Raw genomic sequence first — 23,419 nt, forward strand, 5'->3', positions numbered from 1 at the left:
CAAACTGTGGCAAGCTGAGCAACTTGATCCCAAATGGCTGGCGTTGCCTTGCCCAAGAGTTTGGACAGCGCTATCCTAACCAGATCCATCCCCAGCCCCGTGAGGGTTAACCCTTGAACAAACCCGAGACAAAACCCGACGCCAAACGCCGCTCCAGCGGCCGCATCACGCTGAGCGACGTGGCCAAGGCCGCCGAGGTCAGCCCCATCACTGCCTCCCGCGCCCTGCGGGGAGAACGCGGCGTGGCGCAAGAACTGGTGCAGCGCGTAAAAGTCGCCGCTGAGCAATTGGGCTATGTGCCCGACCCCGCAGCGCGCGCACTCGCTTCACAGCGCAGCGTGCAGGTGCCTGTGCTGGTGCCGCTGCTGTCCAACGCGCTGTTTGTGGACGTGCTGGAGGCCGTGCATCGCACGCTGTTCCCGCAGGGCTACCAGGCGCTGATCGGCGTCACGCACTACGACCCGCAAGAGGAGGAGCAGCTGCTGCGCACCTACCTCGCGCACCGTCCGGCCGGGCTGCTGGTCACCGGCTTTGACCGCACCGAGGCCGCGCGCCACCTGATTGCCGCCAGCGGCGTGCCCTGCGTGCACCTGATGGAGATGACCTCGGCCCCCGGCGTGTTCTGCGTGGGGTTTTCGCAGCAGGATGCAGGCCACAGCATGACGGACCACCTGCTGGCGCGTGGCTACCAAAAGATCGCTTTTGTAGCCGCCCAGCTGGACCCCCGCACCATGCAGCGCGCAGAGGGCTACCGCCGCTGTCTGCGCGAAGCCGGCCTGTACGACCCCAAGCTGGAGCTGCTGAGCCCGCAGCCCTCATCGATGCGGCTGGGTGGCGAACTGCTGGAAGAGCTGCTGCGCACCCGCCCCGGTGTCGATGCCGTGTTCTTCTGCAATGACGACTTGGCCCAGGGCGGCCTGCTGGCCGCGCAGCGCCTGGGTCTGTCGGTGCCCGGCCAAGTGGCCATTGCGGGCTTCAACGACCTGGCAGGCAGCGACCAGATGCTGCCGCCGCTGACCACGGTCCACACGCCACGCTCCGCCGTGGGCGAGGCCAGCGCACGCATGCTGCTGACGCTGATGCGCGGCGAGGTGCCAGAGTACAACTCGGTGAATCTGGGGTTTGAGCTGACGGTGCGCGAGAGCACCTGACCCCTCTCTCCGCGGCGCCCACCGGAAGCCACAGCGCCGCCCAGACCTACGCCAAGACCCGGCGGCAACACGGTCGCTCGTCTCGCGCAGACAACCCACTCCCTCACTATCGCTCAGGCCAGGGTGAGCGCCGTCGCACGCCACAACCGTCGCGTGCGCACCCCCCACTTTGCCCACCTTTGAGCTCACGCCTCCTACCGGCCCTGCAGACGGGACGAGACCCTGACAGTCACGCAGCGCACGCCGTCGCGGCGGTACCTCCTACCCAGCATGCGACTCGGAGTCAGCGCACAGAGCTCTCACTCCAATTTAAGACAATATATTTTCACAAAGGCAACAAAAATTTTTTATCAAAGGTGCTCTTATCTACCGATAAATCTATCGATTTCTGGGAAAAATTCGGGTTAACACTTACCTCGCCACAAACGACAACTGTTTGACACATTCAATTTGCATCATTACGATAAGCAAATATGTTGTCTTAATTGCCTTCTGCTGTTGTAGCAGGGGGTGTGCCCCGAACTACTCAGGAGAGAACCATGCGCAATCTGAATGGAAAGACCGTGATCGTGACCGGCGGCGGCGGCGGCATTGGTGGGGCCACCAGCCGCCGCTTTGCCGAAGAAGGTGCCAAGGTGGCTGTGTTCGACATGAACCTGGAGGCTGCGCAGAAAGTGGCCGAAGGCATCCAGGCTGCAGGGGGCGTGGCCCAGGCCTTCCAGTGCAATATCACCCAGCGCACCCAGGTAGATACCGCCGTGGCAGCGGCCGAAGCTGCCCTGGGACCCATCGATGTACTGGTCAACAACGCCGGCTGGGATGTGTTCAAGCCTTTCACCAAGACCGTGCCTGCCGAGTGGGACAAGCTCATTGCCATCAACCTGACGGGCGCCCTGCACATGCTGCACGCCGTGCTGCCCGGCATGGCAGAGCGCAAGAAGGGCCGCATCGTCAACATCGCGTCCGATGCGGCGCGCGGTGGTTCGTCCGGCGAGGCGGTGTACTCCGCGTGCAAGGGAGGGCTGGTGGCCTTGTCCAAGACGCTGGCCCGGGAGCACGCCCGCCAGAACATCACCGTCAACGTGGTCTGCCCCGGCCCCACCGACACCGCACTGCTGGCCGGTGTGGCTGAAGGCGCCCGCGACCCCGCCAAGCTGCTGGAAGCGTTTCGCAGCGCCATCCCCCTGGGCCGCCTGGGCCAGCCCGATGACCTGGCCAGCGCCATTGCCTTCTTTGGCAGCGATGACGCGGGCTTCATCACCGGCCAGGTCATCAGCGTGTCGGGCGGCCTGACCATGCACGGTTGATCCCCGGATACCTCCTTACCTTTACCGAGAGAACACCATGAATTTCGAAGACATCCTGTACGAAGTGCGCAACGGCGTGGCCTGGATCACCATCAACCGGCCCGACAAGATGAACGCCTTTCGCGGTCAGACCTGCGACGAAATCATCAAGGCGCTGAACAAGGCCGGCTATGACCGTGATGTGGGTGCCATCGTGCTGGCCGGCGCTGGCGATCGCGCCTTCTGCACTGGCGGCGACCAATCGGCCCACAGCGGCAACTACGACGGCCGCGGCACCATTGGGCTGCCTATGGAAGAGCTGCACACCGCCATCCGCGACGTGCCCAAGCCCGTGATCGCCCGCGTGCAAGGTTTTGCGATCGGCGGCGGCAACGTGCTGGCCACCATCTGTGACCTGACCATCTGCTCCGACAAGGCGCAGTTCGGTCAAGTCGGTCCCAAGATGGGCTCAGTGGACCCCGGCTACGGCACGGCTTTCCTGGCCCGGGTCGTCGGAGAAAAGAAAGCGCGCGAGATCTGGTACCTCAACCGCCGCTACAGCGGCGCCGAGGCCGTGGCCATGGGCCTTGCCAACTTCTGCTTCCCGCACGAAGAGCTGGATGCAGAAGTGCAAAAAATTGGTGAAGAGCTGTGCGAGCGCAGCCCCACCGCGCTGGCCATTGCAAAGCGCAGCTTCAACGCAGACACCGCCCACCAGGCCGGCATTGCGGGCCTGGGCATGTATGCGCTCAAGCTGTACTACGACACCGAAGAGTCGCGAGAAGGCGTGAACGCTTTGAAAGAGAAGCGCAAGCCCGAATTCCGCAAGTACGTGAAGTAAGCAACCGCCGGAGAAGAACGATGAACCCGAACCCGTACATCAACGAAGACCTGCAGGCCCTGGCTGAAACGGTGCGCCGCTTTGCGCAGGAGAAGGTCGCACCTGGCTTTTTGGAGCGCGACAAGACCCGGGTGCTGGACCGCGCCCTGCTGCGTGAAATGGGCTCGCTCGGGTTCATCGTGCCGGAGTTGCCCGAGCAGTTCGGCGGACTGGGCATGGGGTGTCTGGCTGCGGGCGTGATCCACGAAGAGATTGCCCGCGCCGACCTGAGCTTCTCGTACCTGAATCTGCTGGCATCGCTCAACGCGCAGATCCTGTCCAAGTATGGCAACCCTGACGTGGTCGGCCCCTGGCTGCAGAAACTTATTCAAGGCGAAGCGATCTGCGCCATCGCCCTGACCGAGCCGCGTGGCGGCTCCGACGCCGCCAACCTGCGCCTGAAGATCGACCGCGATGGCGACCATTACGTCATCAACGGTGAAAAGACCTCCATCTCCGCCGCCGACCAGGCTGACATCACCGTGGTGTTTGGTCGCACCGGCACACCCGAGCAGGCCGCGCATGGGGTGACCGCCGTGCTGGTGCCCATGGATACACCTGGCATCACCACCAACCGCTTTGACTGCCATGGCCAACGCGCCATTGGCCGCGGCTCGATCTTTTTCGAGAACGTGCGCGTGCCCATCAGCCACCGCCTGGGCGACGAGAACAAGGGCTTCGTGCAGGTAATGCACGGCTTTGACTTCTCGCGCTCGCTCATCGGTCTGCAATGCCTGGCCGTGGCGCGCGTGGCACTGGAGGAAACCTGGGAATACATCACCCAGCGCCAGGCCTTCGGCCAGCCGCTGTCGGCGTTCCAGGGCGTGACGCATCCTCTGGCGCAGTACGACACCGAGGTCGAAGGCGCTCGCCTGCTGTGCCTGCAGGGCCTGTGGCTCAAGGACAAGGGCCTGCCGCACACCGCAGAAGCCGGCATGGCCAAGTGGTGGGGCCCCAAGCTGGCCTACGACGTGATCCACCAATGCCTGCTGTGCTTTGGCCACGGCGGCTACGACCGCGGACTGATGGAGCAGCGCCTGCGCGACGTGCTGGGCTTCCAGATCGGAGACGGCACGGCGCAGATCATGAAAACCATCATCGCCCGCGCCCGAGCCGGCCGCAAGTTTGTGCCTGCCTGAGCGCCCCCCCAAGTCACCACAGCTCACCGCAGGCCACGGATCACCCACAACAACACCAGGAGACAAGACCATGGAATTTGACGCTGTACTGCTCCCCCCGCGCCGCACGCAGCGGGTGGCCGAAGGCCACTGGCGTGACCGCACCATCAACGATGCGCTGGACGCCTGCGTGGCCACCTGCCCCGACAAGCTGGCGCTGACCGCGCTGCAAGTGGAAACGGGAGCCACCACCCGCTTTACCTACCGCGAGTTGGCACGCATGGCTGATCGCATTGCCGTGGGCCTATCGCGCCTGGGCGTGGGCCGGGGCGACGTCGTGGCGTGCCAGTTGCCCAATTGGTGGCAGTTCACGCTGACCTACCTGGCCTGCTCGCGCATCGGTGCCGTAATGAACCCGCTGATGCACATCTTTCGCGAGCGCGAACTCTCGTTCATGCTGCAACATGGCGAGGCCAAGGTGGTGATTGCGCCCCAAACCTTTCGGGGCTTTGATTTTGAGCAAATGATCACCGCCCTTCAGCCCGCCATGCCGCACCTCAAGCATGTGGTGGTGGTCGGTGGCAGTGGTGCCAACAGCTTTGACGCCCTGCTCAGCGCTCCCGAATGGGAACAGCAGCCCGATGCGCAAGCCATCCTGACCGCCCACCGCCCCGGCCCCGACGAAGTCACCCAGCTCATCTACACGTCGGGCACCACGGGCGAGCCCAAGGGCGTTATGCACTCGGCCAACACCGTGATGGCCAACATCATCCCGTACGCCGAGCGCTTGCACCTGGGTGCCGACGACGTGGTGTTGATGGCCTCGCCCATGGCACACCAGACGGGCTTCATGTACGGCCTGATCATGCCCATCCTCCTACAGGCCAGTGCAGTGCTACAGGACGTGTGGGAGCCCACCAAGGCCATTGCACTGATCAATGCAGAGAAGGCCAGCTTCACCATGGCCTCCACGCCGTTCCTCACCGATCTGGCGCGTACGGTGGCCGACAGCGGCGTAGCCGTACCCAGCCTGCGCACCTTTTTGTGCGCTGGCGCGCCCATCCCTGGTCCGCTGGTGGAACAGGCGCGCAAGGCGCTGGGCGCCAAGATCGTCTCGGCTTGGGGCATGACCGAGAACGGCGCTGTCACGCTCACCCGTCTGGAGGACGACGATGAACGCTCTTTCAACACCGATGGCTGCCCACTGCCTGGCGTGGAGATCAAGGTGGTGGATGTGGACGGCAACGCCCTGCCGCCGGGCGAGCCCGGCAAGCTGCTGCTGCGCTCATGCTCCAACTTTGGCGGCTACCTGCACCGCGCGCATCTGAACGCCACCGACGCCGACGACTGGTTCGACACCGGCGACCTAGCCCGCATCGACGAGCGCGGCTACCTGCGCATCACGGGCCGCAGCAAGGACGTGATCATCCGCGGCGGCGAGAACATTCCAGTGGTTGAAGTCGAGTCGCTGCTCTACCGCCACCCCGCCATCGCCATGGCGGCCATCGTGGCCTACCCCGACGAGCGCCTGGGCGAGCGGGCCTGCGCCGTGGTGGTGCCCAAGCCCGGGCAGACCATCGACCTGCCAAGCCTGGTGCAGTTCCTCAAGGACCAGAAGATTGCCGTGCAGTACATCCCCGAGCGCCTGATCGTGCGAGACGTGATGCCAGCCACACCGTCCGGAAAGATCCAGAAGTTCAAGCTGCGCGAAATGCTGCGCGAACAGGTTGCCTGAAGGTTGCCACCGTTTTCCCGTCAATCACTATTACACAACAAACCAGCAGGAGACAACGACATGCTTACACGCCAACCTTCCCCCATCCGCAGACGCCTCATCCAGTCTGCCGCCCTGGCACTCTGTGTCCTGGGCGCCATCGGCACGGCGCATGCGCAGGCCTGGCCCACCAAGCCAGTCAAGATCGTGGTCGGCTTTGCCCCAGGCGGCACCACCGATGTGATGGCACGCGTCATGGCCCAGTCGCTCACCGAAGCACTGGGCCAGCCCGTTGTGGTGGACAACAAACCTGGCGCCAGCGGCAACGTGGCAGCGGCCGAAGTGATTCGCGCACCTGCAGACGGCCACACCTTCCTGATTGCGCCTACTTCGTTCGAAACGGCCAACCCTTTCCTCTTCAAGCAGAGCATTGCCCCGGCCAAGGACCTCACGCCCATCGCGGGCGTGGGCCGCAGCCAGATGTACTTGGTGGTCAAGCCCCAGTCCACCTTCAAGGACGCCAGGGAGTTTGTGGCCTATGCCCGCGCCAACCCGGGCAAACTGTCGTACTCCTCCGCAGGCCCCGGCACGCCACCGCACCTGGCGGGCGAGTTGTTCAAGAAGGTCACCGGCGTGTTTGCAACGCACATCCCTTACCGGGGCGCAGCGCCTGCATTGCAGGATGTGATGGCCAACCAGGCGGACTATGTCTTTGACCCAGGCATTGCGTTCCCGCACGTGCGCGCAGGCAAGGTACGCATGCTGGCAGTGGCGGGGGCCAAGCGGTCGTCGTTCTTCCCGGATGTACCCACGCTGGCAGAGCTCGGCTTCAAGGGTGCGGAGCTGGACATCTGGTTTGGCATGTGGGCCCCCAATGGCACGCCTGCAGACGTCACGGCCCGCATGGCCCGGGAGATCGCCAAGGTGCTGGCCCTGCCCAGCACCAAGAACCGCTATGAATCGCTGGGCGCCGAGCCCGTGGGCCTGGACAACGCCGAGTTCCGCACCCTTCTGACCGAAGAGACCAAGCTGCTGTCTGGCCTGATCCAGGAAGCCAAGATCAACATCGACTGACCCGGCCACCCGCCACACCCACCATGAATGATGCTTTGGTACTGACGGAAACCCGGGGCCGGGTGGGCGTGATCACGCTCCACAGGCCCCAGCAGCTCAACGCACTCAACGACACCCTGATGGACCAGCTGGGCGCCGCCCTGCTGGCCTTCGATGCGGAAGACGATGTCGGCGCCATCGTCCTCACCGGCAGCACCAAGGCATTTGCGGCCGGTGCCGACATTGCAGCCATGGCCGACTGGTCGTTCATGGATGTGTACCGGGGCGCCTTCATCACCCGCAACTGGGAGACCATTCGCCAAGTACGCAAACCGGTGCTGGCGGCCGTGGCAGGCTTTGCCATGGGCGGCGGCTGTGAGCTGGCCCTGGCCTGCGACATCATCGTTGCCGCTGAATCAGCCCGGTTCGCGCTGCCTGAAATCAAGCTCGCCATGCTGCCGGGCGCGGGGGGCACGCAGCGCCTGCCGCGCGCCATCGGCAAGGCCAAAGCGATGGACATGTGTCTGTCGGGCCGCATGCTCGATGCGCAAGAGGCCGACCGCTATGGTCTGGTCTCGCGCGTCGTACCCGACGCCGAGTTACTGGACCGCACGCTCACCCTCGCGGCGCAGATTGCCGGCTTCTCGCTGCCCGCACTCATGGCCATCAAGGCATCGATCAACCGCGCCTGGGAAAGCCCGCTGACCGAAGGCATTCTGTTTGAGCGCCATGCGCTGTACGAGCGCTTTGCCAGTGCCGACGCCCACGAAGGCATGCACGCGTTCCTCGACAAACGCGCCCCCGCATTCGAACATCGCTGAGCTGAAGGCCCCGGTTGCCCCCAACCGGCAGCGGGAAGTCCTTGGCAGGCTCAGCCCTCGGACTCAGCGCCAGTATCCAGGCGCTGCATGTTGTCCAGCAGCTTGAGCAGGTAGTGCAGCGTGTGGGTGATGTCTCCCACCGAGAATTCGTCCAGCGCCTGCTCGTAATAGGCATCGATCTTGGGCCGGGCCTTGACCAGCCACGTCATGCGTCCGGACTCGGTCATCTTGATCAGGCGGGAGCGGCGGTCCTTCTCATCGGTCTCCATACAGATGTGGCCATCGCGCTCCAGGCGTCCAATCACCCCCGCGAGGTTCTGGCGGCTGACCAACAGGTAACGCGCCAGCTCGTTCACCCCCATACCCTGCTGCGCTTCTTCGCGCGAAAGGGCACCCAGCACCGCCCATTGCTGCGTGGTCAGCCCCTCGCTCTCCACCGCTCGCGAACCGGTTTTATGCAACAAGTTCGCACATTGATACAGCCGAAAAAACAACCGGTTAGCCAGCTCCATGCGGGCGATCTGTGCTTTGGAATCAGGGTGGTGCATGCGTGAGTTTTTAGTGGGTTATGCAGACTGCAACCGCGCGGCAATCAAGTCAACATATTGTCTCACTTCAACATCCACCCCGCACCACTCCATCACGATCAACCCAACCACCGGTTTTGTCTCTTGCCCTTTGAACTGAATGAGTCCATGCACGCGGTGCGCAACACAGTCATTGGCGATCTGCCGCTGATCGAAATCCACAACCCACCGAAAGCGGTCGCGCAACGGGCCAACGCCCTCGGCACTGGGAGCGGGCGGACCATAGGGGAGACAACACCGTCATCGCGCGCTGTAGCGCGTGTGGTTGATTGGGCCCTCAGGCCGCCGCCAGGGCCCTGCTGCTGGATGAGGCCTTCATCTCCTTGCGCAGCGCCACAGCATCGCGCGACTGGGTGGGTGCCGACGCGTCGATGCGGAACACCTGCACCGTCTCGGTCATGGTCTGCGCCTGGCCATTGAGCTGCATGGCCGAGGCGGCGTTCTCTTCCACCAGCGCGGCGTTCTGCTGCGTGATGGTATCGAGCTGCGCCACGGCCGAGTTGACCTGCGAGATGCCGCTGAGCTGCTCGTTGGAGGCGCTGTGGATCTCGCCAATCAGTGTGTTGACCCGGCGCACCAGCTCCAGCGACTCGGTCATGGTTTTCTGCGCAGCGTCGGTTTTTTCATGGCCCTCGGTCACCTTGGTGGCCGAGTCGTCGATGAGCTGCCGGATCTCCTTGGCGGCCGAGAGCGTGCGGTGCGACAGGCTGCGCACCTCGGAGGCCACCACCGCAAAGCCCCGCCCCTGGTCCCCGGCGCGCGCAGCCTCCACTGCGGCGTTGAGGGCAAGGATGTTGGTCTGGAAGGCAATGGAGTCGATCAGCTGCGTGATCTCGCTGATGCGGCCGGACGCGGCCTGGATCTGCTTCATGGTGCTGGCCACACCGTCCACAGCGGCACTGCTGCGCTCGGTGACCTGGGTGGCCTGGGTCGCCAGCACCGTGGCCTGGCGCGCGGATTCGGCGGTTTGCTTGACGGTGCCGGTGATTTCCTCCATCGACGCTGCTGTCTGCTGCAGGTTGCTGGCCTGCGCCTCGGTGCGCGACGACAGGTCCTGGTTGCCCTGGGCAATCTCGCGGGTGGAGACCTGCATGTGCTCGCTCTCCTGCCGCGCGTCGCGCACGATGGACAGCAGGTTCACGTTGAGCTGCGCCAGCGCCTTTTGCAGCTGGCCCACCGTGTCGCTGCGCGACGCCGATATCTTCTGGGTAAGGTCGCCCGCGGCCATGCGGTTGGCCCACAGCAGCATCTGCGACAACGGCGCCACCGTGACCTGGTGCAGGTAGACCGCCATGCCCAGCGCCAGCACCACCACTCCCAGCCACGCGGCCCCTGACGCCAGCGACAGCGTGTGCCCGCCCAGCAAGGCAGCGCACCACGAGGCCACCACCAGCAGCAAGGTACACACCATCATCTTGCCCATGGGCCCCAGCGCCAAAGCCCGGGCTACACGGCCCCACAGGGTGTCTTTGACCAGTTGCCCGGCCGACAGCCGGTGCACCAGCGTGCCCGCCTGCTTTTCGGCCTGCATCTGCTTGTACAGCGACTCGGCCGCCTGGATCTGTTCGCGCGTGGCTTCGGTGCGCACCGACATGTAACCCGTGGGCTGGTCGCCCTGCATGAGCGGGGTGACGTTGGCCATCACCCAGTAAAACGTACCGTCCTTGCGCCGGTTCTTGACCGGGGCCGACCAGGGGATGCCTTTGGCGATGGTCTCCCACATGTCGCGGTAGGCCTCCTCGGGCATGTCGGGGTGTCGCACGATGTTGTGGGGCTGGCCCAGCAACTCTTCCTTTTCGTAGCCGCTGACCTCGATGAACATCGGGTTGCAGTACAGGATGCGGCCCTTGAGGTCCGTGGTGGACACCAGAGTCTGGCCCTTGGGAAACGCATATTCGTGCTGGCTGACCGGCAGATTGACGCGCATGGGAACCCCATTTCGTAGACGCCTTGTCGCTCCCTGACCGGGCAACACGGCAGTGGAAAAGCCGAATACATCCTATGACGAAGGCCATGGATTTGAAACAGAAAAATGGCATCTCCATCGCGAACTCACCAACTCAGTGCGCAACACCAACACTGTGCGTCGCACTCCGCTGCAATGCACCAAAGTGAGCATCCGGCAGAAAATACACTTCATTTTTGATAGCTGGCAGTGCTTAACTCACAAGCGCTTTCTGGCAATTTCCTCACAATCCCTCTCCCATATCGGCACTGGCATAGCCATTGCTTGCCATAAGGCGCGGCCAACGCTGGCCGCGTGTCAGCCCGGTGCAATGGCGGATTGGGCGAACAGGACGTTGGCGTCTTCATGGAGTGCGTTGGGGCTGGTCAGCCCGCGCGGTCCGTGTGGACGCCTTTTTGTTTTCTGGCCGGGCGAAGGGGTCACCCCCTCAGCCCTTTGCACTCACACCCATGCATTACTTCAGAGAGTTCCTCAAATCCGGCCACGCGCCCACGCTGTGGGCGTCGTTTCTGTACTTCGGCTTTTCCTGCGCGGTGTGGGTCATCAACGGTGCGATGGCGCCGTTCATCCGCGAGAGCTTCCAGCTCTCACCCACCCAGATGGGCATGATGCTGTCCATCCCCATTTTTGCGGGAGCGCTGATGCGGTTTCCGCTGGGCATCCTGGCGCAGTACATCGGCCGCAAGCGCGCCACGCTGGTCGAGATGGCCGGCATCTTTTTGGCCATGGGCTATGGCTACTTGTTCGTGCACACCTTCAACGACCTGCTGGCGCTCGGCATCCTGCTGGGCGTGGCGGGGGCGAGCTTTGGCGTGGCGCTGTCGCTGGGCTCGGGCTCGTTTCCACCGCGCTACAAGGGCCTGGCCATGGGCATCGTGGGCGCAGGCAATGTGGGCACTGCCGTGGCAGCGCTGCTGGCGCCTGCCCTGGCGCAGAAGTTTGGCTGGCAGGCGGTGTATGGCTTTGCCGCCGTGAGCGTGGCCGTGCCCGCCGTGGTGATGGCGGTGTATGCGAAGGAACCGCCAGACCTCGCGCCCCACGCCACGTTTCGCGAACACATTGCCTGTCTCTTTGAAAAAGATGGCTGGGCGTTCAGCCTGATCTACGCCGTGACCTTTGGCGGCTTCATCGGTCTGACGGCCTTCCTGCCCAGCTACTTCTACGACCAGTTTGGCGTGAGCAAGGTGCAGGCAGGGCAACTGACCATGCTGGCCGCCTTTCTGGGTGCGGCACTGCGGGTGATGGGCGGCTGGCTGTCCGACCATTGGGGCGGCGTCAACACGCTCACGGGTGTGCTGGCCATCACCGCCGTGAGCATGGTGCTGTGCGGCCTGGCCGAGAACTCGCTGCCGGTGACGATGCTGCTGTTCCTGGTGTGTTTTGCGGCACTGGGCGCGGGCAACGGCGCGCTGTTCCAGCTGGTGCCGCTGCGCTGGCCGCTGTCCACGGCCGTCGCCGGCTCGATGATTGGCGAGATCGGCGCGCTGGGTGGCGGCCTCATCCCCAACGGCATGGGCTTTTCGCGCCAGTACACCGGCACCTACCTGTGGGGCTTTGTGGGCATTGCGGTATGCGCCGCTGCCATGCTGGTGCTGTTGCGGGTCATGCAGATCCGCTGGACCCGTACGTGGGCAGAAAAGGGCGGTCGGGCACGCAGTGCCTGAGCTGGCGTAGCCAGCCAAGGCGTAGCATTGCCCGCCCTTTCGCCAGAAGGGTGGCCGCGCCCGGGGCGCGTGAACGTCCGTAGTCAGTCAACGCGCCGACCACCCCACATTTCAAGCCCAATCCCCTCCAAGCGCATTTCTCATATGCATCGATAGCTATATTTTCAATAGCAAATCAATCGCTCTCATCGCGGCAAAAACAGCAGCCAATACACCAGCAACAGGTTCACCAGCACACTCACCGCCAGCGCGATCTTCCACAGTGCCGTGGCATCGCGCTGCATCAGCGGCTGCGGGCCAGGGGCGGACAAGGGGCGCGAAGCACCCCGCTCCAGGGCCAGCAGCAGTTCCTCAGCGGTTTCAAAGCGTTGTGTGCGCTGGCGGGCCACAGCCTTCAACGCGATCTGGTCGAGCCAGATGGGCACGCTGGGGTTGTGGCGGCTGGGGGCCAGCGGGTCGCGGTGGTAGCGGCCCAGCTGGTACTGCACCACCTCGCCATAGGGCAGGCGCCCATGGCTCAGCAGCTGGTACAGCGTGACGCCCAGGGCGAACAAGTCGCTGCCCGCATCGGGCAACTGGCCGGCGGGGTCCCCGTTCTTTTCATAGCCCGGCCACTGCTCGGGGTTCATGTAGCTGGGGGTGCCTGCGTGCAGGCGGCGCGTGGCCTCGGGCTCGCGGCCCGACAGGGCCACGCCCAGGTCCAGCACCCGCAGCACACCGTCGTCGCCCAGGTGCAGGTTGTCGGGCTTGATGTCGCGGTGCACCACCCCTTGCCGATGCAGCCAGCCCAGCACCTGCGCCGCCTGCATCACCACCGACACGGCCTGCGGCACGCCCAGGTGCTGGCGGCCGCGCAGGCGCTGGCCCAGGGTCTGGCCCGCATGCCAGTCATAGAGCAGATAAAACGCACTGGCGCCAGGGCTTGCACCGCCCTGCTCTGGCGGCCAGGTGTTCAGGCGCGCAAGGTGCACCGCCGCATGGCCGGACTGCATGCGCCGGGCCACCCAGGCCTCATGCGCCAAAGTGGCGCGCTCCTGCGCATCGTGCGCGCGGGCGGGCACCAGCGTCTTGAGCGCGTACAGCCGCTGTGTGGCCGGGTCGCGCATCTGGTAGATGCGGTGCACGCCGCTGTCGGCCACCAGCGCGGTCACCACCAGGCCATCCACCGGCTCGCCCACCTTGAGCAGCGGCAACACTGGCAAGTGCTGCGCCCGGCGGGACTCATCCTGCAAGGTGGCTTCCAGCGCCCCCTGCACCCGCACCACCAGCGCGGTCACGTTGTCGGTGCTGCCCCGGCGCAGGGCTGCGCGCGTGATCTCCTCGCTCAGCGCCTGGGCGCTGGCGGCACTGGCGGTGTTGGCATCCTGCGGCTGCAGCAGCAACTGGCGCAGTTCACGCTCGGGCAAGCTGCCGTGCACGCCATCGGACAGCAGCACCAGCAGGTCGCCGCTGTGCAGTTCGCCCTGGCTGTAATCCACCACCACATGGTCGTCCAGGCCCATGGCGCGGGTGAGCTGGTGCGCCAGGTCACGCGGCGCCATCACATGGTCGGTCGTCAGCAGTTGCAGCCGGCCGCCCCGCAGCAGATAGGCGCGCGTATCGCCCACATGGGCCAGCGTGTACGACTGGCCGCGCAGCACCACGGCGGTGAGCGTGGTCAGGCCCACGGCGGGCTGGCGGCGCCGGTTCATCGACGCCAGCCAGCCGTTGTGCGCGCTCAGGATGCGGTCCAGCGCCACGGTGGTGTCCCAGGTGTCGGGCGTGGCGAAGTAGTCGTTCACCAGGGTGTTCACCGTGGTCTGTGCGGCTTCTCGGCCCTTGCCTCCGGTGCTTACACCATCGGCAATGGCAGCGATGGCGCCGCGTTCGCGGTCGCGCCCCTGCCCCTGCACCAGGGCGGCAAAGTCTTCATTGACTTCGTTGCGCCCGGCCTGCGAGGTATGGCCGATGTCCAGTTCAAAACTCATGCACCACCTCCATGCAGGTTCCATGCCCAAGGTGGTGCATGCACGCACCGCGCCGCGCAGCCGAGCCACCCGTCAACACCCAAAACTCCGCCCTCTGCAGGGCGGACAACACCGGATCACCCCACATCAGTGCACAAACTCTGGCACGGGCATTGCTTACCCGAAGCAACGGCCCAGCTGGGCCACGCAATTCAGCGGTGCAACGGCGCACCAAGGGGTTGTATGGACGAAGGCGTCCCCACATGCGGTTTCGATGGAATGTCGGAGCTGCATCGTGTGGACGCCTTTTTTGTTTTTTGCATCGCCCAGGCGATGGAACCGACGGAGTCACGATGAAAAAGCTCAAACTGGTGATGGTGGGGAACGGCATGGCCGGTGTGCGCACGCTGGAAGAGCTGCTCAAGATTGCCCCCGATCTGTATGACATCACGGTCTTCGGGGCCGAGCCGCACCCCAACTACAACCGCATTCTGCTGTCGCCGGTGCTGGCTGGCGAGCAGACCATCGACGAGATCATCCTCAACGACTGGCAGTGGTACGCCGACAACCACATCACGCTGCACACCGGTTTCACCGTGACCGATGTGGACCGCGTGCGCCGCGTGGTGAGCGCAAGCAGCAAGGACGGCGATGTGATCACCGCCGAGTACGACCGCCTCATCATGGCCACGGGCTCCAACCCCTTCATCCTGCCCGTGCCCGGCAAGGACCTGAAAGGCGTGCTGGCCTACCGCGACATCGCCGACACACAGGCCATGATCGACGCAGCCGCCACGTACAAGCACGCGGTGGTCATCGGCGGCGGCCTGCTGGGCCTGGAAGCCGCCAATGGCCTCATGAAGCGCGGCATGACCGTGAGCGTGGTGCACGTGATGCCCTCGCTGATGGAGCGCCAGCTCGATGACGTGGCGGGCAAGATGCTGCAGAAGTCACTGGAAGACCGTGGCATGCGCTTTTTGATGGGTGCGCAGACCCAGGAGCTGGTGGGCAATGCCGAAGGCCGGGTGGCCAGCGTCAAGTTCAAGGACGGCACCGAGGTGCCAGCCGACCTGGTGGTGATGGCCGTGGGCATCCGCCCCAACACGCAGCTCGCCGAAAAGATGCGCCTGCACGTGAACCGCGGCATTGTCGTGAGCGACACGCTGCAGACCACCACCGACGCCCGTATCTATGCCGTGGGCGAATGCGCGGCACACCGGGGCATTGCCTATGGCCTGGTGGCCCCACTGTTCGAGCAGGGCAAAGTGCTGGCCAACCACCTGGCAGAGTTCGGCATCGGCCGCTACCAGGGCTCGCTCACCTCCACCAAGCTCAAGGTCACGGGCATCGACCTGTTCAGCGCGGGCGACTTCCAGGGTGGCGACAACACCGAAGAGATCGTGATGAGCGACCCCTTTGGCGGCGTGTACAAGAAGCTGGTCATCAAGGACGACAAGCTGGTGGGCGCCTGCCTCTATGGCGATACGGTGGACGGCAGCTGGTACTTCAAGCTGCTGCGTGATGGCCGCAGCGTGACCGATATTCGCGACAAGCTGATGTTTGGCGAATCGCACCTGGGCGACACCGGCCACCAGGGCCAGAGCAAGGCCGCCGCCATGCAGGACAGTGACGAGGTCTGCGGCTGCAACGGCGTGACCAAGGGCGCCATCTGCAAGGCCATCAAGGACAAGGGCCTGTTCACGCTGGATGAAGTGCGCAAGCACACCAAGGCCAGCGCATCGTGCGGATCGTGCACGGGCCTGGTCGAGCAGATCATCATGTTCACTGCCGGTGGCGACTACAGCGCCACGCCCAAGACCAAGGCCATGTGCGGCTGCACCGACCACGGCCACCAGGCGGTGCGCGACGCGATCCGCGCCAACAAGCTGCTGAGCATTGGCGATGTGTTCAAGTTCATGGAGTGGAAGACGCCCAACGGCTGCGCATCCTGCCGCCCCGCCGTCAACTACTACCTCATCAGCACCTGGCCCAAGGACGCGAAGGACGACCCGCAAAGCCGCGCCATCAACGAGCGCAGCCACGCCAACATCCAGAAAGACGGCACCTACAGCGTCATCCCCCGCATGTGGGGGGGAGAGACCACGGCCGACGAGCTGCGCCGCATTGCCGACGCGGCCGACAAGTACAACATCCCCACCATCAAGGTCACGGGGGGCCAGCGCATCGATTTGCTGGGCGTGAAGAAGGAAGACCTGGTCAACGTGTGGAAGGACATCGGCATGCCCAGCGGCCATGCCTATGCCAAGGCACTGCGCACCGTGAAGACCTGCGTGGGCAGCGAGTGGTGCCGCATGGGCACCCAGGACAGCACCCAGATGGGCAAGGACCTGGAGCGCGCCATGTGGCGCATGTACGCACCGCACAAGGTCAAGTTTGCGGTGAGTGGCTGCCCGCGCAACTGCGCAGAAGCCGGCATCAAGGACGTGGGCATCATCGGCGTGGACAGCGGCTGGGAGATGTACGTGGCCGGCAACGGCGGCATCAAGACCGAGGTGGCGCACTTCTTCACCAAGCTGAAAACCGCCGAGGAAGTGCTGGAGTACACCGGCGCGTTCTGCGAGCTGTACCGCCAGGAAGGCTGGTACCTGGAGCGCACCGTGCACTACGTGAGCCGCGTGGGCCTGGACTATGTGAAAAAGCGCATTCTGGAAGACCACGAAGGCCGCAAGGCGCTGTGGGAGCAGCTGCAGTTCGCGCTGGACGGCGAGCCCGACCCCTGGTTCGAGTTTGACAAGGCAGCCGTGGACACGCGCCAGTTTGCCCCGCTGACCGCTGCCTGAAGCGCCCGGAGCCCCACACCATGCAACGCCGCACCTTGCTGACCGCCGCCGGCTACACCACGGCCTGGAGCACCCTGGGCATCATGTCGCTGGGCACCGCCCAGGCCCAGGTCACCGACCTGAACGACGCCATCAACAAGGCAGGTCGCCAGCGCATGCTGAGCCAGCGCATGGGCAAGGCCTGGCTGGCGTTGGCGCACAAATCCGACACGCCTGCTGCACGCGCCGTGCTGGACCAGTCGCTGGCGCTGTTCGAGCGCCAGCTGGGCGAACTCAAGGCCTACGCGCCCTCGCCCACCATCCGCGACACCTACACCAAGCTGGAATCGGCCTGGACCGACCACAAGGCCACGCTGCTGGGCACCAGCCCGTCGCGCGACGGCGCTGCCGCCTTGCTGCAGGCCGACGCCAAGGTGCTGGCCCTGGCCCACCAGGGCACCGTGCAGTACGAAGCCGCCTCGGGCAAGCCCGTGGGCAAGCTGGTCAACGTGGCAGGCCGCCAGCGCATGCTGAGCCAGCGCATGGCCAAGTTCTGCCTGTCGGCCATGCTGGGGGTGGACACCTCCACCGCCACCACCGAGATCGCCAAGGCGCGTGACGAGTTCATCAGCGCCACCGAGCTGCTGCGCAATGCCCCACAGGCCACCGATCGCATCCGGCAAGAGCTGCTGCTGGCCGATGGCCAGTGGGTGTTTTTTGACGCTGCGTTGCAGCGCCTGGGAACCAGCAACAACACCTTCCGCCAGGTGTCGGAAGTGTTTGTGAGCAGCGAGAACCTGCTGGCCAGCATGGACCGTGTGACCGGCCTGTATGCCGCACTGGGCAGCAGCTGAAGGCCCGCCCTGCAACGGCCCCGCGCACGCCCCGACACCCAACCGAACAACACCAAGGACCATTCTCATGACCACCAACAACCCAACCCCTGAATGGAAGCTGATCTGCCAGGTGGACGACATCCCCGTGCTGGGCTCGCGCCGCGTGGCGCGCCCCCAGGGCCTGGACGTGGCCGTCTTCCGCAACGATGCCGGTGGTGTGTTTGCGCTGCTGGACCGCTGCCCCCACAAGGGCGGTCCGCTGAGCCAGGGCATTGTGTTTGGCACCCATGTGGCGTGCCCCCTGCACAACTGGACGATCGGCCTGTGCGACGGCCAGGCCTCGGCGCCCGATGAGGGCTGCACGCCGAAGTTTGCCGTGAAGGTGGAAGACGGCGCGGTGTACCTGGACGCGAGCGAGATGGCGACGGTGGCCACGGATTTGACGCGCCCCATCGCAGGGCCTGCGCGCAGGACGGTGGGCGTGTGAGCGGCGGAGAGTGTTGCGCCCCAGGCGCCGCATGCGTACCCGGCGAGGACACGACAACACTATCAAAACAATAGCTGACAGCGCAACATGCACTAGCGCCTGAGGCCAAAACAACCCCAACCACGCCATGCAAGAAACCAAATCCACCTGCCCCTACTGCGGCGTAGGCTGCGGCGTGATCATCGAAAGCACGGGCACCCAGATCACCGGTGTGCGCGGCGACCCCACACACCCCGCCAACTTTGGCCGCCTGTGCACCAAGGGCTCGACCCTGCACCTCACAGCCACCAGCCCGGTCACCCTGCAAACCCGCCTGCTGCACCCCCTGCAACGCGCACAGCGCAGCGAAGCCGCCCTGCCCGTGACCTGGGATGCCGCACTGACGCTGGCGGCCGGCCGGTTCGCCCACATCATCGCCCAGCACGGCCCTGACGCCGTGGGCTTCTACGTCAGCGGCCAGTTGCTCACCGAGGACTACTACGTCTTCAACAAGCTCGCCAAGGGCCTGATCGGCACCAACAACATCGACACCAACTCGCGCCTGTGCATGAGCAGCGCTGTGGCCGGCTACAAGCAAACGCTGGGCGCCGACGCGCCGCCCGCCTGCTACGACGACGTGAATCACGCGCAGTGCCTGTTCATCGTGGGCAGCAATGCGGCCTGGGCCCACCCCATCTTGTTCCGCCGCATCGAAGACGCACGCGCCGCCAACCCGGGCATGAAGGTCATCGTGGCCGACCCCCGCCGCACCGACACGGCGGGCATGGCCGATCTGTTCCTGCCCATCCAACCCGGCAGCGACGTGATGCTGTTCAACGGCATGCTGCACATCATGCTGTGGGAGGGCTGGGTCGACACCGCCTACATCGCCGCCCACACAACGGGCTTTGACGAACTCAAGGCCCTGGTGCGCGACGCCACGCCCGAGCGCGTGGCGCAGACCTGCGGCATCAGCGTGGCCGACCTGACCACCGCCGCCAAATGGTTCGCCACCTCCAGAGCGACCCTGAGCCTCTACTGCCAGGGCCTGAACCAGAGCAGCAGCGGCACCGCCAAGAACGCCACACTCATCAACCTGCACCTGGCCACCGCGCAGATCGGCAAACCCGGCGCGGGCCCCTTCAGCCTGACGGGCCAGCCCAACGCCATGGGCGGGCGCGAAGTGGGCGGCCTTGCCAACTTGCTCAGCGCCCACCGCGACCTGGCCAACCCGCAGCACCGCGCCGAAGTCGCCGCGCTGTGGGGCGTGGCCGATGTGCCATCCAAGCCCGGCAAGACGGCGGTGGAGATGTTCCAGGCCGCTGCCGACGGCGAGATCAAGGCCCTGTGGATTGCCTGCACCAACCCCGCGCAAAGCATGCCCGACCAGGCCACCGTGCGCCGCGCCCTGCAGCGCGCCGAGTTTGTGGTGGTGCAAGAAGCCTTTGCCACAGCCGCCACCTGCAACTACGCCGACCTGCTTCTGCCCGCTACCACCTGGGGTGAAAAGACCGGCACGGTGACCAACAGCGAGCGCCGCATCTCGCGCGTGCGCACTGCCGTGCCCGCACCCGGCCTGGCGCGCCACGACTGGGCCATTGCGGTGCAGTTTGCGCACCAGCTGGAGGCACGCCTGCGGCCTGGTGCACCCACGCTGTTCCCCTACGCCACAGACGCTGCCGATATGGGCGCAGAAGCCGTGTGGAAGGAGCACCGCGAGAGCACACGCGGGCGTGACCTGGACATCACGGGGCTGTCCTGGGAGATGCTCGAAGCCCAAGGCCCGCAGCAGTGGCCGCTGGAAGATGGCACCACCGCCGGCAAGGCCCGCCTGTACGAAGATGGCGTCTTCCCCACCGCCGACGGCCGTGCGCGTTTTGCTGCGCATGCATGGCAACCCACCGCCGAGCCCCGCGAATCGCGCTACCCCTTCAGCCTGACCACGGGCCGCCTGCGCGACCAGTGGCACGGCATGACCCGCACCGGCACGCTGGGCCGCCTGTTTGGCCATGTGGCCGAACCCAGCCTGCAGATGCACTCACAGGACATGGAGCGGCGCAAGCTGGCCAGCGGCGACCTGGTGCATGTGACCAGCAAGCGCGGCTCCATCGTGGTGCCCGTGCAGGCCGACATCACGCTGGGCCTGTCGCAGGTGTTCATGGCGATGCACTGGGGCAGCGAATTTTTGAGCGGCGTGTCCTCCACCGGCGAACGGCTGGCGGGCGTGAATGCGCTCACCACCTCGGCGTTCTGCCCCACCTCCAAACAGCCTGAGCTGAAACACGCGGCCGTCAAGGTGCTCAAGGCCGAACTGCCGTGGACGCTGCTGGCCATGGCCTGGCTGCCTGCCGAAGGCGCACTGGCAGCGCGCGAAGCCTTGTCTGCGCTGATGGCGCAGTTTCCCTATTTTCAGTACACGAGTTGCGTCCCCTTCAGCAACAACACCCCGCTGGATGAGCCCGGCCGCGAGCGCACTGGCGTGCTGCTGCGCGCCGCCGCCCACGAGGCACCGCCCGATGCGTTGATCGCACAGATCGAGGCCCTGCTGGGCATGGCAGGCGCCGACACGCTGCGTTATGCCGACAAAAAACGCGGCCAGCGCCGCGCCGCACGGCTGGCGCGCCAGGGCGACAACACCACGCTCGAAGGCATCGTGCTCGCTGGCGACACCAGCGCCGAAGGCTGGCTCAAGACCCTGCTGCAGGAAGAGCTTCCTGCACAGACCTACGGCCGCCTGCTGCTGGTGCCCGGCGCCAAGGCCCCCGTGGCCGTGCAGTCGCGCGGCAAACCGGTGTGCACCTGCTTCAACGTGACAGACGCCGCCATCACCGCCCAACTGGCGCACTGCCATGGCACCGACGACGACCGCCTGGCGCAACTGCAAGGCCAACTGCGCTGCGGCACCAACTGCGGCTCGTGCGTGCCCGAACTCAAGCGCATGGTGCGCAGCACGGGGCCACTGGCGTCCAAACCGCTCGCGCAGGCCGTCATATAACCAAAAGTTCTCTTGCTTGCAGGAAAATAGCCCTCGAACCAACAAACCCCACCAGGACTTGTGCAACAGGGCTCCAGCTAGGCGCTTTCGGCGCAGACAGTACGCCTGTACGGCAAGCCGAAACAACGACGCTGGCGCCCTGTTTCACAAGTCCCGCCAACAAAAGCCATGGGCATTAGCCAGTACATCAAGGAAATCGGCCGCGGCGCGCGCGGCGCCAAGCCGCTGACGCGCGAGCAGGCCACGGACCTGTTCGGCCAGGTGCTGGACGGTGCCGTGACCGATCTGGAGATTGGCGCCTTCTGCCTGGCCATGCGCATCAAGGGCGAGACGTCCGAAGAGATGTGCGGCTTTCTGGACGCCACCCACCAGCGCCTGGCGTTGCTGCCCGCCACCGACCGCCCGCTAATCGTGCTGCCCAGCTACAACGGCGCACGCAAGCTGCCGGTGCTGACGCCGCTGCTGGCGCTGCTGCTGGCCCGTGAAGGGTTGCCCGTACTGCTGCACGGCATGCGCACCGAGGCGCGGCGCGTTTTGGCATCGGATGTGCTCAATGCGCTAGAAGTACCTGCCCTGATAGCTCCTGAAAAGATAGCAAATGGCACAGTCCGCCATATCCACACCCAGCACCTGCACGCAGGGCTGGCACGCCTGCTGGCCGTGCGCGAGGTGGTGGGCCTGCGCAACCCAGGGCACAGTGTGGTCAAGCTGATGAGCCCGTGCGCGGGGCCGTCGGTGGTGGTCACGGCGTACACACACCCCGAATATTTCGAGATGCTGCAGAGCACCTTCCGCACCCTGGGGATGAACGCCTTGCTCTCGCGCGGGCTGGAGGGCGAGGTCGCCACCGACCCACGCCGCACCCCCCGCTACGACGGCTTTGTGCACGGCGTGCATACGGTGCTGGAGGCACAACAACCGGGCACGGCCAGCGAGGTGCCCGGTCTGCCCGCCGAGATCGATGTGGCCACCACAGCCGCCTACACACGCCAGGTGCTGGCGGGCGATTTGCCCATTCCACACGCCATTGAACGGCAGGTGGAACATATCTTGCGACTGGTCGATCAAACCGTTTCGGAGACATCCCCATGAGCCGCCCCACGCCTTCCACCACATCGCCCACAGCCCCACCCCACCTGGGCACCGGCGGCAGCTGCACGTTGGTGGGCGCAGGCCCGGGCGACCCGGAGTTGCTCACCCTCAAGGCGCTCAAGGCCATCCAGGCGGCCACCGTGCTGCTGGTGGATGACCTGGTGAGCGATGCCATCGTGGAGCACGCATCGCCCACGGCGCGCATCGTCTACGTGGGCAAGCGCGGCGGCTGCAAAAGCACGCCACAGGCCTTCATCGAAAAGCTGATGCTGATGGCCGTGTACGAAGGCGAGAACGTGGTGCGCCTCAAGGGCGGCGACCCCTTCATCTTCGGCCGGGGTGGCGAAGAGGTGGAGCACCTGCGTGCCGCCGGCGTGCAGGTCACCGTCATCAACGGCATCACCGCAGGCCTGGCGGGCCTGACCTCGCTGGGCGCACCGCTCACGCACCGTGAGCATGCCCACGGCGTGGTGTTTGTCACCGGCCACGCCAAGCCCGGTGACGCGGGCACCGACTGGCGCCAACTGGCCGCCACGGCGCGCGACGCCAAGCTCACGCTGGTCATCTACATGGGCGTAAGCGGCGCCGCCACCATCGAGCAAGAACTGCTCACCGGCCTGCCCGCAGACACACCGGTCGCCGTCATCCAGCACGCCAGCCTGCCCCGCCAGCGGCATGCCATCACCACCCTGGGTGCGCTGCACGCCACCATCACCCGCGAAGGGCTGGCCAGCCCCTCGGTGATTGTGGTGGGCGATGTGGTGCGTGGTGTCGCACTGGCCGTGCAGGACGCTGGCGCAGTGCCGTTGCAGGCCCGGCGCGCGGGCTGAGCACACACAACGACCCCCACAATTCCACAGGCCCGAGTGCGCGCTGCGCAGGTCGGGGATGCACCGTGCGCGAGCGCAAACCAATGTGCTTCAGGGCACGCCCACGCGCTGCGCAGCCGCGTGTTTCATCAAGCCTGGCCTCCCGCTCCACAGCACCGCATTGGGTCATGCAGCTGTACACACATTGGCCCGGGTATTGCTTGAAGACATGCATCTGAATGCAACACGCACAAG

17 protein-coding genes are annotated in these 23,419 nt (G+C 65.4%); 14 read left to right on the forward strand and 3 right to left on the reverse strand.

What is annotated here, in order from left to right; all coding sequences use genetic code 11:
* The first annotated feature begins 113 nt into the window (after positions 1–113).
* The 7 genes from gntR to ATF69_RS15715 all read left to right on the forward strand — a co-directional run bounded on the left by gntR (position 114) and on the right by ATF69_RS15715 (position 8,023).
* Positions 114–1,151: an HTH-type transcriptional regulator GntR gene (gntR, locus tag ATF69_RS15685; protein ID WP_056743981.1), complete on the forward strand. Its 1,038-nt coding sequence runs from the start codon at positions 114–116 to the stop codon at positions 1,149–1,151.
* Positions 1,152–1,690: 539 nt separating this feature from the next.
* Entirely contained in the window at positions 1,691–2,458 is a 768-nt protein-coding gene (badH, locus tag ATF69_RS15690) for a 2-hydroxycyclohexanecarboxyl-CoA dehydrogenase (RefSeq protein WP_056743979.1), read from the forward strand.
* A gap of 37 nt (positions 2,459–2,495) precedes the next feature.
* A complete protein-coding gene (gene badI, locus ATF69_RS15695; protein ID WP_056058289.1) occupies positions 2,496–3,278 on the forward strand; it encodes a 2-ketocyclohexanecarboxyl-CoA hydrolase in 783 nt (260 codons plus the stop codon).
* A 20-nt stretch (positions 3,279–3,298) separates the two neighbouring features.
* A complete protein-coding gene (gene aliB / locus ATF69_RS15700; protein WP_056058286.1) occupies positions 3,299–4,456 on the forward strand; it encodes a cyclohexanecarboxyl-CoA dehydrogenase in 1,158 nt (385 codons plus the stop codon).
* Between the two features lie 70 nt (positions 4,457–4,526).
* Positions 4,527–6,170 (forward strand): cyclohexanecarboxylate-CoA ligase, encoded by a 1,644-nt coding sequence (aliA, locus tag ATF69_RS15705; protein WP_146871534.1) that lies wholly within the window; start codon positions 4,527–4,529, stop codon positions 6,168–6,170.
* A gap of 60 nt (positions 6,171–6,230) precedes the next feature.
* Positions 6,231–7,223: a Bug family tripartite tricarboxylate transporter substrate binding protein gene (locus ATF69_RS15710; RefSeq protein WP_146871535.1), complete on the forward strand. Its 993-nt coding sequence runs from the start codon at positions 6,231–6,233 to the stop codon at positions 7,221–7,223.
* A 23-nt stretch (positions 7,224–7,246) separates the two neighbouring features.
* A complete protein-coding gene (locus ATF69_RS15715; RefSeq protein ID WP_146871536.1) occupies positions 7,247–8,023 on the forward strand; it encodes an enoyl-CoA hydratase-related protein in 777 nt (258 codons plus the stop codon).
* Positions 8,024–8,073: 50 nt separating this feature from the next.
* Here the strand turns inward: ATF69_RS15715 and ATF69_RS15720 are convergent, their stop codons facing one another.
* Both ATF69_RS15720 and ATF69_RS15725 read right to left on the reverse strand, forming a co-directional pair.
* Complete coding sequence (locus tag ATF69_RS15720; protein WP_056743974.1) at positions 8,074–8,571, reverse strand: MarR family winged helix-turn-helix transcriptional regulator; 498 nt, start codon at positions 8,569–8,571, stop codon at positions 8,074–8,076.
* A gap of 316 nt (positions 8,572–8,887) precedes the next feature.
* Positions 8,888–10,537 (reverse strand): methyl-accepting chemotaxis protein, encoded by a 1,650-nt coding sequence (locus ATF69_RS15725; RefSeq protein ID WP_146871537.1) that lies wholly within the window; start codon positions 10,535–10,537, stop codon positions 8,888–8,890.
* A gap of 488 nt (positions 10,538–11,025) precedes the next feature.
* Between ATF69_RS15725 and ATF69_RS15730 the strand changes: the two genes are divergently transcribed.
* Entirely contained in the window at positions 11,026–12,240 is a 1,215-nt protein-coding gene (locus ATF69_RS15730) for an MFS transporter (protein WP_056058267.1), read from the forward strand.
* 185 nt (positions 12,241–12,425) lie between these two features.
* Here ATF69_RS15730 and ATF69_RS15735 read toward each other — a convergent pair whose 3' ends face one another.
* Positions 12,426–14,207 (reverse strand): bifunctional protein-serine/threonine kinase/phosphatase, encoded by a 1,782-nt coding sequence (locus ATF69_RS15735; protein WP_146871538.1) that lies wholly within the window; start codon positions 14,205–14,207, stop codon positions 12,426–12,428.
* A gap of 332 nt (positions 14,208–14,539) precedes the next feature.
* Here ATF69_RS15735 and nirB point away from each other — a divergent pair, with 332 nt between their 5' ends.
* The 6 genes from nirB to cobA all read left to right on the forward strand — a co-directional run bounded on the left by nirB (position 14,540) and on the right by cobA (position 23,185).
* Positions 14,540–16,987, forward strand: a complete 2,448-nt coding sequence (nirB, locus tag ATF69_RS15740; RefSeq protein WP_099730836.1) for a nitrite reductase large subunit NirB — start codon at positions 14,540–14,542, stop codon at positions 16,985–16,987.
* 20 nt (positions 16,988–17,007) lie between these two features.
* Positions 17,008–17,820 (forward strand): type IV pili methyl-accepting chemotaxis transducer N-terminal domain-containing protein, encoded by an 813-nt coding sequence (locus tag ATF69_RS15745; protein WP_056743962.1) that lies wholly within the window; start codon positions 17,008–17,010, stop codon positions 17,818–17,820.
* Between the two features lie 67 nt (positions 17,821–17,887).
* The gene (gene nirD, locus ATF69_RS15750; RefSeq protein WP_146871539.1) at positions 17,888–18,289 is read left to right on the forward strand and encodes a nitrite reductase small subunit NirD; all 402 of its coding nucleotides are present in this window, start codon (positions 17,888–17,890) and stop codon (positions 18,287–18,289) included.
* 127 nt (positions 18,290–18,416) lie between these two features.
* A complete protein-coding gene (locus tag ATF69_RS15755) occupies positions 18,417–21,263 on the forward strand; it encodes a nitrate reductase (protein WP_146871540.1) in 2,847 nt (948 codons plus the stop codon).
* 168 nt (positions 21,264–21,431) lie between these two features.
* On the forward strand, positions 21,432–22,355 hold the full coding sequence (ybiB, locus tag ATF69_RS15760; RefSeq protein WP_121942341.1) for a DNA-binding protein YbiB: 924 nt from the start codon (positions 21,432–21,434) through the stop codon (positions 22,353–22,355).
* Entirely contained in the window at positions 22,352–23,185 is an 834-nt protein-coding gene (gene cobA / locus ATF69_RS15765) for a uroporphyrinogen-III C-methyltransferase (RefSeq protein ID WP_146871541.1), read from the forward strand. The genes ybiB and cobA overlap by 4 nt, the downstream gene beginning before the upstream one ends.
* Positions 23,186–23,419 lie beyond the last annotated feature (234 nt).

It is taken from the genome of Acidovorax delafieldii (assembly GCF_007993815.1).
Lineage (GTDB): Bacteria > Pseudomonadota > Gammaproteobacteria > Burkholderiales > Burkholderiaceae_C > Acidovorax > Acidovorax delafieldii.